7 protein-coding genes and 2 pseudogenes are annotated in these 14,958 nt (G+C 42.3%); 8 read left to right on the forward strand and 1 reads right to left on the reverse strand.

Going from position 1 to position 14,958, the window contains the following annotated elements; all coding sequences use genetic code 11:
- Positions 1-313 precede the first annotated feature (313 nt).
- From IM473_RS14070 to IM473_RS14095, 6 genes and pseudogenes are all read left to right on the forward strand, one after another.
- Positions 314-2,146 (forward strand): carotenoid oxygenase family protein, encoded by a 1,833-nt coding sequence (locus IM473_RS14070; protein WP_287660061.1) that lies wholly within the window; start codon positions 314-316, stop codon positions 2,144-2,146.
- Positions 2,143-8,295 carry an AAA family ATPase gene (locus tag IM473_RS14075; protein ID WP_287660062.1) on the forward strand — a complete coding sequence of 2,051 codons (6,153 nt, stop codon included), beginning with the start codon at positions 2,143-2,145 and terminating at the stop codon, positions 8,293-8,295. The genes IM473_RS14070 and IM473_RS14075 overlap by 4 nt, the downstream gene beginning before the upstream one ends.
- Before the next feature lie 297 nt (positions 8,296-8,592).
- Positions 8,593-10,518, forward strand: a complete 1,926-nt coding sequence (locus tag IM473_RS14080) for an ArnT family glycosyltransferase (RefSeq protein ID WP_287660063.1) — start codon at positions 8,593-8,595, stop codon at positions 10,516-10,518.
- Positions 10,508-10,753: a hypothetical protein gene (locus tag IM473_RS14085; RefSeq protein ID WP_287660084.1), complete on the forward strand. Its 246-nt coding sequence runs from the start codon at positions 10,508-10,510 to the stop codon at positions 10,751-10,753. Before IM473_RS14080 ends, IM473_RS14085 begins: the two co-directional genes overlap by 11 nt.
- 589 nt (positions 10,754-11,342) lie before the next feature.
- Positions 11,343-11,579, forward strand: a pseudogene (locus IM473_RS14090) (hypothetical protein).
- A gap of 129 nt (positions 11,580-11,708) precedes the next feature.
- A pseudogene (locus IM473_RS14095) lies at positions 11,709-12,133 on the forward strand (type II toxin-antitoxin system VapC family toxin).
- Positions 12,134-12,639: 506 nt separating this feature from the next.
- Here IM473_RS14095 and queF read toward each other — a convergent pair.
- Positions 12,640-13,035: a preQ(1) synthase gene (queF, locus tag IM473_RS14100; RefSeq protein WP_272081528.1), complete on the reverse strand. Its 396-nt coding sequence runs from the start codon at positions 13,033-13,035 to the stop codon at positions 12,640-12,642.
- 246 nt (positions 13,036-13,281) lie between these two features.
- Between queF and IM473_RS14105 the strand changes: the two genes are divergently transcribed.
- Both IM473_RS14105 and IM473_RS14110 read left to right on the forward strand, forming a co-directional pair.
- Positions 13,282-14,463 carry a M20 family metallopeptidase gene (locus IM473_RS14105; protein ID WP_287660064.1) on the forward strand — a complete coding sequence of 394 codons (1,182 nt, stop codon included), beginning with the start codon at positions 13,282-13,284 and terminating at the stop codon, positions 14,461-14,463.
- A 22-nt stretch (positions 14,464-14,485) separates the two neighbouring features.
- On the forward strand, positions 14,486-14,950 hold the full coding sequence (locus tag IM473_RS14110; protein WP_287660065.1) for an MEKHLA domain-containing protein: 465 nt from the start codon (positions 14,486-14,488) through the stop codon (positions 14,948-14,950).
- The last annotated feature ends 8 nt before the right edge of the window (positions 14,951-14,958 follow it).

Below are 14,958 nucleotides of genomic sequence, written 5' to 3' on the forward strand. Positions count from 1 at the left end.
TCGGGCTACATCAAATGTTCCAAAAAAATATAGAAGAGCTAATGCAAATTAGCCGCTATCGGTTGAAGGATTACATCAAAGGACAAAGAGCGATATCGCTTGCCCTATCTACCTTCTAGCTCGCTTGTCCCCCTCTCAGCTAAAACCCCAAAACCCCAACACCTAAAACCTGTCTCCTGGCTCCTGAATCCTGACTTCTGAATCCTATCTCCTGACTACCGGCTCCTAAATACTGGCTCCCGACTCCTATCTCCTGACGACCGACGACCGGCTACTAACCCCACCAACAAACTTTTTGCCGCAAACTCTACTTATGAATATGTCAATCAGAGATACTGTCCAAAATACTGTCAACGTTAGTAATTTTAGTCGCTCGCAACTCGGTCGGCCGGATGAGAACAATTTATATAAGGCAGTCGCCACAATTACTGAGGGACATTGGCCGGAAAATCTGTCGGGATACGTTTTTATCGTCTGTCCTTTTCATAGAAAAAATGACCGTCATTTGTTCTCTGGCGAAGGTGTAATTATTAAATGGGACTTGCAAGGTAAAAATAATCAAGTTAACGTTTACAGTAAAAAACTAAAAACTTGGGATAGTTTTTGGCGAAAAGTTTTACCGATATTTAATATTAGTCAAGCCACTTTTCCCGCCGTGGTCAGCATTTTAGGTTCTTCGGAAATAGCGAATACTGCTATGGTTAAACTAGAAAAAGTTGCCGAAGATAAACAACTAGAAGAAACCAGATTAATTCTCACTGCCGATGCGGGACGTTACTGGGAAGTAGACCCCGTTTCCCTTGATACTATCACTCCGATTGGTTATTTTGACCAACATCTTGTTTCCGTGCCTTTATCTGTTTTCCCAGTCCTAGAAAATACCGCTCACCCCTTCTACGACAAAAAGACCAAAGAATTTATCACCTGTGAATTAAAGCTAAAACTTGCATCGGGAGGTATGTTAAAAGATTTAGATTCCTCGGTGTATATTGTTCTTTGGGATCAACAAAAAAAACTTAAACCTTGGAAACTACAGGGAACTACCCTCGATGGTAGCCCCCATTCGGTCATCGTCACCGAAGATTATATCATGATTCCCGATATGCCTTTTCAGATGGGAGTAGCCAAACTATTAGGTATCAGAATCAAGCCCGAAGAAACCTATCCGAAAACTCAAATTTATCTGGTTAACCGTCAAGATCTCAAGGAAGAAGAAACCACCGTTCCCTCGCGATTAATTACCTTCAATGGCGACAGTTATCACTTCCTTTGTAATTACCATAGTATCAACGGTCAAATTCAGCTGGTGGCCATCCAACACGCCACTATTAGTTTAACCGAAGCGATCGAAAAAGACGATATCCAACATTTTACCGGTCAGAGTTATCCCCCCGAATACCACGGCATTCCTTGGATGTTTTCCTTTGACCCCGGAGTGCTGCGCAAAGTGGTTATCGAAGATGCCAGGGTGATGAGCGAACAAGCTTTCATCCATCCGGGGTGGTTCTCTACCAGTCTCTACACCGCCGACCCGCGGGAATCGGAACAGGGATACAGCACCATTTATCAAATTTATCTCGGTTATGTGCGCGAATTAATCTGTCGTCGTCAGTATATGGATTTTCGCGACCAGAGTAATCGCATCCTCAGCGATGCCGAACTTCCCTGTCATGACTTGCCCTCGGTATTAGCCAAGGTTCCCTTCGATAAAGATTGGAATCAGTTAAGTCAACAGATTAACCAAGAACAAAAAGCCAGTGATACTCATGTATCACATTTAGGTCGGGGACTACTGGATTTTTATGTTTGTCCCGATGGCTATATTTTAGATAGCATTCAGTTTATTCCCCAAGAACAGGGCTATCTGTTTACGACGGTTTTAACCCCGACCAAAGTATTAGAAGCTTGGTTATTTAACCCTGACAATCTCAAGGACGGACCGATTGCTAAACTGAGTTTGCCGGAAGATGTTCACTTTGGTTTTACCTTGCATTCTGAGTATTTCGAGCAGGTGCTGCCTTCTCCCCGTCCTTCCGTCTCACAGGTAAATCGAGTCCTGTCAGCCTTGCGGAGTCTTGTTTTAGTTCCCGTAGAATTTTTCTTGGGGAGACCCGCAGCCGTTTACAATCGCCAAGTAAAAAAATGATTGTTCTCAAAGGATACGACATTCTCGCCCAGGTTTACGAAAGCGTTAACTCAGAAGTCTATCGGGCTATTCGCACCGCCGATAATCAACCCGTTATGCTCAAAATCCTCAAGCAAGAATATCCTACCGCCCAAGAACTAACCCACTACAAACAGGAGTATAAAACCATCTGCGGCCTCAACTTCGAGGGGGCGATTAAAGCCTATGGCTTAGAAACCTACCGCAGAACCCCCGTGATTATTTTGGAAGATTTCGGGGGTATATCCTTAAAAAAATGGCTAGGGGGCAAATCTCTGCTCTTAAGGGACTTTTTGAGCCTTGCACTCCGAATAGTGGCTAATTTAGAGAAAATTCACAACGCCAAGGTTATTCACAAAGATATTAATCCTGCCAATATAGTTCTTAACCCCGAAACCGGACAAATTAAAATCATCGATTTTGGCATTGCCAGCGTCCTGCGGCGGGAAAATCCGGGGCTAAAAAATCCCAACGTTCTAGAGGGGACTTTAGCCTATATTTCTCCCGAACAAACCGGACGGATGAATCGCAGTCTCGATTACCGCACGGATTTTTATTCTTTGGGCGTTAGCTTCTACGAACTTCTCACCGGACAATTACCTTTTCGGGCTAACGATGCTTTGGAATTAGTTCACTGTCATCTGGCAAAACAACCTTTGGAGATTAATAGTCTCGTCAGGGAGGAAATTCCCCCGGTGGTGGAGGCAATCATCAGGAAACTGATGGCTAAAACCCCCGAGGAACGATACCAAAGTGCCTATGGTATTCGGGCAGATTTAGAAGAATGTTTAAGACAACTGGAAACAACGGGTAAAATTGATGATTTTGTCATCGCTAGGCAAGATCTAGCCAATCAGTTCCAAATTCCCCAAAAACTCTACGGTAGGGAGGCAGAAATCGCCACTCTCCTCACTGCTTTTCAACGGGTAGCCACGGCGGATAAAAACTCCTCTCACACCGAACTGATGCTAGTTACGGGTTATTCTGGCATGGGTAAAACCACCCTGGTTAAGGAAATTTACCGGCCAATTACTGAAAAACGCGGCTTTTTTATCTCCGGTAAATTTGACCAGTTTCAGCGCGATATTCCCTATGCTGCCGTGGTTAGCGCTTTGACTCATCTCGTCAAGCAACTTTTGGGGGAAAGTCAGCTACAACTGGAACTATGGCGACAAAAACTCTTAAAGTCTTTGGGGACGAATGCACGGGTTATTCTTGATGTGATTCCTGAACTGGAATTAATTATCGGTCCACAACCAGAGGTGTTACAATTAGGAGCGATCGCTACTCAAAATCGCTTTAATTTAGTCTTTAAAAATTTTATTCGGGTCTTTTGTTCTCCAGAACATCCCTTGGTCATCTTTCTCGATGATTTGCAATGGGCAGACTTGGCTAGTCTCCAGTTAATAGAATTAATTATGCTCGATGGCGATATGGACTATTTATTTTTAATTGGCTCCTATCGCAGTAATGAAATTAATTCCACCCATCCCCTAACCGCTACTCTCGATAAATTAGAGCAGGGGGGCATAATTATCAATCAAGTTATTTTAAGACCTCTGGAGCTTGAACAGGTCAATCAGTTAATTGCAGAGACATTAAATCATTCACCAGAAAATGTGCAATCTTTGTCCGCTTTAGTCTGGCAAAAAACCCACGGGAATCCTTTTTTTGTCAATGAATTTCTCAAAACTATCTACTGGGAAAATTTGCTATTTTTCCAACCAGGGCAGCAAACAACCACTAAAACCGATAATAATAGGGGCTATTGGCAATGGCATCTCGGCCAAATTCAAAGGATTGGCAGTACCGACAATCTGATTCAATTTATGATGGGCAAAATGCAGAAATTGCCCCCCGAAACCCAGGAAATTTTAAGTTTAGCGGCCTGTCTTGGCTCAGAATTTAATTTAAATAGTCTGGCAGTTATATCTGAAAAATCACCTCTAAAACTTTTACCAATATTAACTTATAGTAGCGAAGCTGGTTTAATTATTCCTCTCTCCGAATTAGATGAAAAATTACTGATTCAAGAATATAAATTCGCTCATGATCGCATTCAACAAGGAGCTTACGCTCTCATCGAAGACAGCAAAAAATCTTTAATTCATCTAAAAATTGGTCGCCTACTTTGGCAGCATACTTCTGTCAACGAATTATCGGAAAAGATTTTTAAAATAGTCGATCATCTCAATCTTGGTTATCGACTAATTAGCGAGGAAAAAGAACGAGAGTCAGTGGCTAAATTGAATTTACTAGCAGCCCAAAAAGCCAAAGCCGCTAATGCCCAAACTGGAGCCTTAAAATATATTAAAATTGCTCAAAAACTTCTCAAAAAATCAAGCTGGAAAAATAACTATCAACTGACTTTAGATATTTATTCTGAAGCCACAGAAATCGCCTATTTAAGTGGGGATTTTGAGCAGATGCAGTGCTGGGCTAATCTCGTATTAAAACGGGCAAAAACCACCCTAGATAAAATAAAAGTTTATGAAGTAATCATCGAAGCTTATCACGCCCAAAATCAAGAACTAAAAGCGGTACAAATTGGCTTATCTGTCCTCAAAAGCTTAGATTTCGAGATTCCTGAATCCTTACAATCATCAGATATCCAAGAAGAACTCACTAAAACTCGGCAAAAATTAGCGGGTAAAAATATCGAAGATTTAATTACTTTACCGCCGATAAATGAAGAAGAAAAATTAGCAATAATGAAGATATCGGCTGCCATATTTTCTCCTGTTTTTATTGCCGTCCCTCATCTCTTACCCATCCTAGTATCAAAACAGGTTAACTTATCAATTCAGTACGGCAACAGTTATCTAGCGGCTTTTACTTATGTTAATTATGGACTAATTCTTTGTGGTCTTTTAGACGATTGGAAAACGGGTTATCAATTTGGAAAATTGGCTTTAAACATTGCTGATAAATTTCATGCCAAAGCCCTGATGCCGAAAATAATTGCCGTCTTTTCCACCACTATTAGTATCTGGAAAGAACCGATTAAAAATTCCCTGTCCTTGTTAAAATCTTCCTATCAAACTGGTTTAGAAATGGGCGATCTCTACTACGGAACAACCTGCGCCTATCTTTACTGTTTTCATTCCGCCTTTATCGGACAGGAATTAACAGAATTAGCCAGAGAAATAGCTAACTATGATCTGGCTTTTGTTAAGCTCAAACAAGAAAACCCCCGCAACTATCTAAAAATCTACGGACAAACAGTTTTAAATCTGCTGGGACGCTCGGAAAATCCCGGTCTTTTAGAAGGACAATACTATCAAGAAACTGTTATGTTACCGTACCATCTAGAGGCTAATGATCTCTACGGTCTCTGTGCTTTATTTGTTAATAAATTATACCTTTGTTATCTATTTGCACAGTACGAACAAGCCATCGAAAATGCTAACCAAGCCCAAAATTATCTAGGAGGAGCTACCGCCACTTTTTTGATTTCTCTGCATAATTTCTATGATTCCCTCGCCCATTTAGCTATTTATAATCATCTGGAAAATGACCAAAAACAGCAGGTATTAGAACGGGTGACAAATAATCAGAAAAAGCTGCGGGAATGGGCTAATCAAGCACCCCCTAACTATCTCCATAAATTTTATTTAGTGCAAGCGGAAAAGGAGCGGGTGCAGCGCTCCTATCTAGAAGCCATAGAAAACTACGATCTAGCCATCGCTAAAGCCAAGGAAAATGAATACATTAATGAAGAGGCACTGGCTAACGAACTAGCGGCGAAATTCTATCTCGATTGGGGTAAAGTAAAAATTGCCAAAACCTACATCAATGAAGCTGCTTATCTCTATTCTCTTTGGGGAGCAACAGCTAAAGTCAAAGATATAGAAAGCCGCTATTCTCAGTTAATGGTCAATAATTATGGTTCTAATTCCCCGACCGAAACCACGAGAACTACCACCAGAAAAAATTCAGTTAGTCATGCCGGAGAACTATTAGATTTAGCCACGATTATGAAGGCATCCCAAGCCATTTCTAGCGAGATAGTTTTAGATCAATTACTCGCCACCCTGATGAAAATTCTCATCGAAAATGCTGGGGCGCAGCTGGGCTATCTTATCCTAGAAAGCGGCGGACAACTACTGATTGAAGCCTCCGGTTCAGTGCAGGAAGACAGGGTGACAGTCTTTAAATCTAATGCCATCGAAGAACATCTTCCCGTCTCAATTATTAACTATGTAGCCCGGAGCGGTCAAACCGTTCTTAATAACGATGCCGCCCATCAGGGCAATTTTAGCAACGATCCCTATATTAAAACCCATCAAACCAAATCGCTGCTCTGTTCCCCCCTCCTCGACCAAGGACAACTGCGGGGAATTGTCTATCTAGAAAATAATCTCACCGTCGGGGCCTTTACCCAAGAAAGATTGGAAGTGCTGCAACTGCTCTCCAGCCAAGCGGCGATCGCAATTACTAACGCCAAACTCTACGCTGAAATCAAAGCCAAACAGAGACAACTAGCGCAATTTTTAGAAGCCATGCCAGTGGGGGTATTCGTCCTCGATGCTGGCAGTCAACCCTATTATGCCAATCAAACCGCCCAAGAGATTTTGGGAAAAGGGATAGTTAATATCACCACGGCTAATCAGTTGGGGGAAACCTATCAGTTATATCAAGGTGGAACCGATCGATTGTATCCCACCGAAGACCAGCCGATTGTCAGAGCTTTAAGGGGGGAAAAAAACACGATGGATGATCTAGAAATTCACCAAGGAGAGAAGATTATCCCCCTAGAAGTGTATGCCACACCCGTTTTTGACGAAAAAGGAGAAATTATCTATGCTATCGCCGCTTTTACCGATATTACCGAACGAAAACAGGCAGAAGCGGAACGGATTCGCTTTACCGAAGAATTGGCCGAGTATAGCCGCACCCTCGAACAGAAAGTGCAGGAGCGCACCCTAGAACTCAGCCAAACCCTAGAAATTCTCAAGGACACCCAAGCAAAATTACTGTTTGAAAATGAACTGCTCAGAAGTACCGAAGAATCTAGCACCTTTGACTACCAAGTGGGGGGCAGTTTACCCATGGATGCCCCCACCTACGTGGTCCGCGCCGCCGACCGTTATCTCTATAAAGCCCTCAAACGCGGCGATTTTTGCTATGTTCTCAATCCCCGTCAAATGGGTAAGTCTAGTTTAATGGTACGCATGATCGACCACCTCCAACACGAGGGGGTCTGTTGCGCTCCCATTGATTTAACCCGCATCGGCAGCGAAAATGTCACTCCCGACCAATGGTACAAGGGGATAGCCTTCGAGTTAGGGCGACGTTTTGGCCTGCTCAAAAGGGTCAATCTCAAAGCTTGGTGGCAAGAACGGGAAGATGTCTCGGCAGTGCAGCGCTTGGGCGAATTTATCGAAGAGGTGTTATTGCTGGAAGTGGGGATCGTGGAAGGTTCTCCCCCGAAACCGATCGCGATTTTTATCGATGAAATTGATAGTGTTTTGGGCTTAAATTTTGCGGTTAATGACTTTTTTGCCCTGATTCGTTCCTGCTATAACCAGCGCGGTTTTAACCCGCTCTATCGGCGTTTGACCTTCGCTTTCTTCGGTGTTGTCACCCCCTCCGATTTAATTACTGACCACCAAATCACCCCTTTTAATATCGGTCATTCGATTCAATTGGAGGGTTTTAAGGAACACGAAGCCCAGCCTTTACTGCGCGGATTGGCCGAGAAAGTTAGTAACCCGCAAACTGTCTTAAAAGAAGTCTTTGCTTGGACAAACGGTCAACCTTTTCTGACCCAAAAACTCTGTCAGTTAATTCGTACCGCCACCTCACCGATTCCCCCCAATGGTGAGGCCTCCTGGATTGAGGACTTAGTACAGAAGAAGATCATTGACAATTGGGAGGCTCAGGATGAACCGGAACATCTGCGGACTATTCGAGATCGACTTCTCAACAGTCATCGCTCCCAGTTGCTCCTGAGACTCTATGAACGGATTTTAAGGGAAAAAGAGGTGATTGCCGAGGATAGCCCCCCAGAAAAAGAGTTACTTTTATCGGGGTTAGTGATCAAAGACCAAGGCCGGCTGCGGATCCATAATCCCATCTATCAAGCAATCTTTAACCTTCATTGGCTGGGTTGCAGCTCAAATTTGTAGAAATATCCACTACAGAGCAATTATTGGGACTTAAAGGCTCAATACAGATCAAATCGATCATAATCGCTACAGAGTCGGCACTTGACGTTGAGAGATTGGCAATGAAACAGACAACCCCCTCCGCGTCAGAGATAAATGAAGCTTACTTCGCCATGTTATCTTGGTGTTTTGTGCCTAAATTTCCCCGCAAGTCAGCCCCCTGTCTCGGCCAGTGCGAGTCGCTATTCTCGGAGCAACACGAGCAGTCGTGACTAAATTACTCGAATTCCGCTATTTTCCTTTCGTAAGATTAGAGCCATGAACAAAACAGATGTAATGAGTTGGATTTATTTTAGTCATCCCCAAAAAGCTGATATTGTCAATATTTTAATAATTATTGCGCTCTGGACTGTGATGGTAATTGTCGTCAATCCTTTGGGTAATTTTCCTCTTAATGATGACTGGGTTTATGGACTGGCAGTAAAATCGATTCTGGAGAAAGGTGATTTCCGCCTTCCCAGTCCAGCCCATACTAACCTATTTTTTCAAGCCTTTTGGGGAGCCTTATTTTGCCTTCCTTTTGGATTTTCATTTACCGCATTACGCTTCTCAACTTTAACCTTAGGATTAATCGGTGCGATTGGTACTTACCTGCTGCTTAGAGAAGTTAATGCCAATCAGAAAATCTCTTTGTTGGGTGCTTTGCTGCTAGTGGTTAATCCTCTATACTTTGGATTAGCTAACAGCTTTATGACCGACGTTCCTTTTGTGGCTTTAAGTGTCCTATCTTTCTATTTTCTTATCAGGGGATTGAAGCGGGAATCAATAATTGAAGTTATTCTGGGTCTTTGCCTAGTTTATATCAATATTTTGATTCGCCAATACGCCATAGTGATTCTTTTATCATTTGCCCTGGCATACTCGTTTAAACAAAGATTTAAATTAAAAATTTTATTGGGCAGTTCCCTGATATTTTTATCAGGAATTTTACTACATGAACTGTATCAAAAATGGCTTTATTCTACAGGACGCATGCCTTTAACAGCAGAGAATACCCTGACTATAATAGCAGAGAAGGTATTGATAGCTATAGGAAAATTAGATTTCGGCAACCACATTTTAATGATTTCAATTATATACCTGAGTTGTTTAGTCTTCCTTGCCCTAGCAATCTTTTGGACAAAAAAAATAAAATTAAAAATTTTGTTGGGCAGTTCTCTGATGGTTTCCTTGGTAATCTTACTCTATAAATTGTATCAACAATGGCTTGAATCTAAAGAGCGGACTCTTTTAATAATGGAGAATGTGTTGATCAATATGCAAAAATTAGATTTTGGCAACCATATTCTAATTATTTCAATTGGTTGTTTTATTTTCCCATTCATAGCGATATTTTTTTCTGGAAAATTTAAGGAAATATCGCGCCAACACCAAAGAATAACGCTCTTAGCTTTATCTAGCTTTTTTGTTGTCGTGATGGGTAAATTGATTTGGCAAGGCAAAACTATGCCCTTCATCGGTAATGTCCTAGTTTATTTTGGCTTAGGCCCTTTAACCCTTCGAGATACTTATATCTTGAAGGTAAATTATCCCCCCTATTCCCTTGGCTTAAAAATATTTTGGTTGATGATGACGGCGATTGGTGTAGTTGGAGCGCTCTTATTGCTTTACTATTTATGCTCAGGGATATTGCAAACCTTTTCTGAATCAGAAAAATGGTTGAATTTACTAATAATTTCTACGATATTAGTTTATCTTTTTCTTTTGGGAATAAAGTATGCTTTTGATCGTTATTTTTTGCTGCTTGTACCATTATTTATGGTCTTTATAGTAATTTTAAACAAGGACATTGCCGAACGAGATATTGGCAAAAAAATAACTGCTTTTGCCTTGACAATGGTCTTTATTTGGGGCGGATTTACTATGGCTGCAACCCATGACTACTTAGCCTGGAACCGAACTCGGTGGCAAGCCTTAAATGATTTGATGGAACAGGGAGTTACTCCTGAATATATCGATGGGGGATACGAATTTAATGGCTGGTATTTAAACGATATAAAATACCAGAAGCAGCGGGGTAAAAGTTACTGGTGGGTAAATCGTGATGACTACATGATTTCTTCTGGATTGCTCGAAGGTTATAAAGAAGTCAAACGCTATCCTTTTGCAAGATGGCTGCTTTTAAAGCAAGATAATGTTTTTGTTCTCCATAAGATTGCTGAAGATAAAACTAATGGGACTTGAACGCTCAATACAGATCAAATCGAGTATAATCGCTGCCGAGTCGGCACTTGACGTTGAGAGAGCGGCGATGAAAGAGACAGCCCCGGCGGCGATGCCTCCTTGCTTTGACCGATGGTGTGGGCGTTTTGACAATTGCTTCAAGAGCGATCGCTCTGTCGCTGGTAGGGTGCGTTCCCTGATGCAATCCTTGTTACTCCATCGTTTGATCATGGGGAACGCACCATATTTAAGTTAAAATTTAAGGGGGAAAATTCAGTTTCGTAGGTCGGGCCCTCGGAACGAAACCCAACAACTCCACCGAATTATGCCTTGTTGGGTTTTCCTTCGGTCAACCCAACCTACAGGGGGGATTATACAAGTCAATCGAGAAGAACAGCTTTTCATCATCACTGAGATCAGTCTTCGTGGTGATATTTATAGTCATTTCAGATAAGTCTGATACACTCTAGACCGACAAAACCCTTATGAACTCTGGGATTGATATTCTCAATCTTAATTGAAATGACTATACAAGTAAGACAGAGGAAACCACCTGAGACTCCTTCCCCAGTAAATCCCTAAGCTAGGGAGAGGAATGTAAATATTTATTAAATCGTAGCTTAAGATACAGTTTTTGGTGCGGTAGTGTGTATTTTTTTGCTGTCCGCCCTTGGCGTTGGGTTGGGCTGTTGCTTGACCTAACTGTGAGGGGGGCGATCGCTATCAGTACAATCAAAAAGCCAAAATTAATCGCCAGTTGGGGAGAAGAATGTAAAGATTTATTAAATATAGAGAAATTGCGGCATGAGATATGATTTATCTGGTTGCCTATTAGTCTAAGTCAAATGAACATTGAACAAGTTATCATTAAAAACCTAAGAAAACTTCCCTTAGAAAAACAACAAGAAGTGTTATCCTTCACCGAATCTCTCATCCCCAAAACTTCACTTCCTTTGCCAGAGCCGACTCTTACCCCTGAACAGCGAGCCGCTAAATGGATGAGTTGAGTACAAAGCCATTCCTCTAATAATCCCCCTTTACCCGATGAAGCTTTACACCGTGACACTATGTATGAAGATTAATGACTCAATATTTACTGGATACTAAGTAGTCGTGCAAAATTAATTTCCTAGTGAAGATAGGCAAGAGGCAACAGGCAAGAGGCAAGAGGTGGTTAGATATGTGTAATTAATTTTGCTTAGGTACTTAACATTCTCTTACGAGCTAGTGACCCTAACTCATCAAGTTATCCCCTAATCATGAATGTTGTTGACATGATTATTAGACAAGGAGGAGAATGTTTGATTACTTCTCAAATTTTAATTGAATTTTGGGTTGTAGTAACACGCCCTAAGGATGTTAATGGACTAGGTTGGACTACACAAAAAACACAACACGAAATTAACCAAATTTTATCTCAATTTTTTTATTAGAAGAAAGCCCAGATATTTTTCCCCTTTGGTTTCAATTAGTTACCACCTACAACATTAAAGGAAAACGCACTCATGATATTAGGCTTCTTGCTGTCATGAAAGCTTCTAACATTACCCATTTACTAACCTTTAATTCTGATGACTTTATCCCTGTCCCCAATATTACCATCGTTCATCCTCAAGATTTCATTAATTCCCAATAATTAAGCAGCAAATCCGACATACCGCACCAAAATACCTCACGGAAAAGGATTTTAATTCTTCTACCGACTCAGCAATATTAATATTAAGGACTCCACTCATTGCCTTTTTACTGCATAAACTGTACATTTACTAAGTAGGGTCTGCTGAATAAATCTAAAAACCTTGTTGGATAAGAATTTTAGACTTTTTTCCCCTCAAAAAGTGCCAGATCTTGGGGTAATCGAGGGGGAAATTTAGGCACTTTTTCCCTGAAAATTAGGTAATTGACCCCCTGAAAATGGGTAAAACCCTACACCCCACACCCCACACCCTACCCCCACGAAAAACTTTTTCAGCAGACCCTAAGTAGGAGACACTTTTTGAAAAATGGTATAACATTTAAGCTTTAAGTATAGAGGAAAAGTTCAAAATGGGTATTGAAGACGACGACAGCAAAAAACTTGAACAACAAAAACTAGAACAGCTAGAGATGGGGGCAAACCCATCCCCAAACTAGAAAATTATGCTATTCTTTTTTATACATCACCTCCACCACGGTATGTACGTTACCTCTGGGATGAAAATCCCCCTTAATTTTCATCTGCAAGGGTTCGCAAGCGGCCACCAAATCATCTAAAATTTGGTTAATTGCTTCTTCGTGGGAAATATAACGATCGCGATAACTATTAATATAAAGTTTAATCGCCTTTAATTCCATCACCTTTTGATCGGGAACGTAGCTAAGATAAATGGTGGCAAAATCAGGATAACCGGAAAAGGGACACTTACAGGTATATTCCGGCAGAGTGATATGGATATCGTAATTTCTGCCAGGGCGTGGATTGGGGAAAGTAATTAATGTTCCTTCGGCAATTTCTCTTTCCCCGTACTTAACTTCAATTTTTTCGGAAGACTGAACCATGTTTTTTCCTAACTAGACAATGTTTCCTATCATAGCTGGAATATTCTCTCAAGAGGCGTTGCCGAATCAAGAGATGAATAACCTAAGACGCATTTTAACCGCCGGTGCTTAGATTAGCCGAATCTCTCCTAATCCCTTGACTTTTGCCCCTTGCCTCTTGCCTTCAGACTTAAAATCAGCCAGACCCAACTTTTCAGGTAAAAAATGCTCTATGATTAACCCTAACGATACTGTAAAACTGGTTTCATGCTCTCCGAGATTAAAAACATAGCCGAGAGTCTCGCACCCCGATTAGTGGAGATTCGCCGCCACATTCACGCGAATCCAGAGTTAAGTGGGCAAGAATATCAAACTGCCGCCTATATTGCCGGGGTTTTATCTTCCTGTGGTCTATCGGTGCAGGAGGCAGTGGGAAAAACGGGAGTTAAGGGAGAATTGGCCGGAAAAGGCAGTGATCGAAGGATTTTAGCCATCCGGGCCGATATGGATGCCCTACCAATCCAAGAAAGAACCGATTTAGACTTTGCTTCCCGTAAACCGGGGATTATGCACGCCTGCGGTCACGATGTTCATGCTACCGTCGGTTTAGGGGTGGCGATGGTGCTTTCCCGTCTTTCGGAACCTTTGGGGGGAAAAATACGCTTTCTCTTTCAACCAGCAGAGGAAATCGCCCAGGGGGCCAGTTGGATGATCCGGGAGGGGGTGATGCGGGATGTCAGCGCCGTTTTCGGGCTGCACGTTTTCCCCTCGATTCCGGCCCGATCGATCGGAGTTCGTTACGGGGCCTTAACTGCAGCTGCCGACGATCTGGAAATTTTTATTCAAGGGGAATCAGGCCACGGAGCCCGGCCCCACGAGGCGATCGATGCTATCTGGATCGCCTCCCAAGTAATCACCACTTTGCAACAGGCAATTAGTCGGACTCAGAACCCTTTGCGTCCCATCGTCCTCACCATCGGCCAGATTAGCGGTGGTCGCGCCCCCAACGTCATCGCCGATCAGGTACGCATGGCGGGAACGGTGCGATCGCTGCACCCAGAAACCCACGCCCATCTCCCGGAATGGATCGAGAGTTTGGTCACGAATGTCTGTAGCACATATAACGCTAAATGTCAAGTAAATTATCGTCGGGGCGTGCCATCGGTGCAAAATGACCAATTTTTAACCCGGTTAGTCGAAGAAGCTGGTTTAGAAGCTTGGGGACAGGATCGGGTTTTAATTCTCTCGGAACCCTCCATGGGGGCCGAGGATTTTTCCCTTTATTTGCAACAGGCCCCGGGGACAATGTTTCGTCTGGGAGTGGGTTCTCCTAACCTCCTCAATCCCCCCCTTCACCATCCGGAATTTTTAGTGGATGAGTCGGCAATTCTGACGGGAGTGATTACTTTAGCCTACGCGGCCTATAAATATTGGCAACGGCAAGATTAAACCGGTTTTTCAAGATAATTTTATGGAAATTTGGGAAGATTTAACTATTATAGATTGGACAGAATTGCTGCTGGATAATTATGAACGGTTAATCGGGCGATCGCTTTTACCCTGGATCGGTACTGCCAAAGAACAGAGTAAAATGCTCTTTTATGCCCCTTTTGTGCTAGTTTCCCACGGTACACAAACTAATCCGATCTTCAATTATGGTAATCGCTGCGCCCTCGATCTCTGGGGTTTAACTTGGCAAGAATTATTAGCAACTCCTTCGCGAGCAACGGTAGAGGGAGAGGAAACCGCCCAAGAACGCCAAAAAATGCTGGATTTAGTCAAAAAACAGGGCTATATCAACGATTATCACGGGGTAAGGATCACGAAAAACGGTCAACTATTTCGCATTGAAAAAGCGATCGTTTGGAATATCATCGATCGTGATGGCATTTATTGCGGACAGGCTGCCACTTTTGCCGATTGGATTTTTCTCTGATTTATCAC

Source organism: Microcystis sp. M015S2 (genome assembly GCF_020245945.1).
GTDB lineage: Bacteria > Cyanobacteriota > Cyanobacteriia > Cyanobacteriales > Microcystaceae > Microcystis.

What these genes read in the sequence shown, in the direction of transcription:
- IM473_RS14070 (WP_287660061.1), top strand. Translation starts at nt 314, where the DNA reads ATGAATATGTCAATCAGAGATACTGTCCAAAATACTGTCAACGTTAGT.
- IM473_RS14085 (WP_287660084.1), top strand. Translation starts at nt 10,508, where the DNA reads ATGGGACTTGAACGCTCAATACAGATCAAATCGAGTATAATCGCTGCC.
- IM473_RS14075 (WP_287660062.1), top strand. Translation starts at nt 2,143, where the DNA reads ATGATTGTTCTCAAAGGATACGACATTCTCGCCCAGGTTTACGAAAGC.
- queF (WP_272081528.1), bottom strand. Translation starts at nt 13,035, where the DNA reads ATGGTTCAGTCTTCCGAAAAAATTGAAGTTAAGTACGGGGAAAGAGAA.
- IM473_RS14110 (WP_287660065.1), top strand. Translation starts at nt 14,486, where the DNA reads ATGGAAATTTGGGAAGATTTAACTATTATAGATTGGACAGAATTGCTG.
- IM473_RS14080 (WP_287660063.1), top strand. Translation starts at nt 8,593, where the DNA reads ATGAACAAAACAGATGTAATGAGTTGGATTTATTTTAGTCATCCCCAA.
- IM473_RS14105 (WP_287660064.1), top strand. Translation starts at nt 13,282, where the DNA reads ATGCTCTCCGAGATTAAAAACATAGCCGAGAGTCTCGCACCCCGATTA.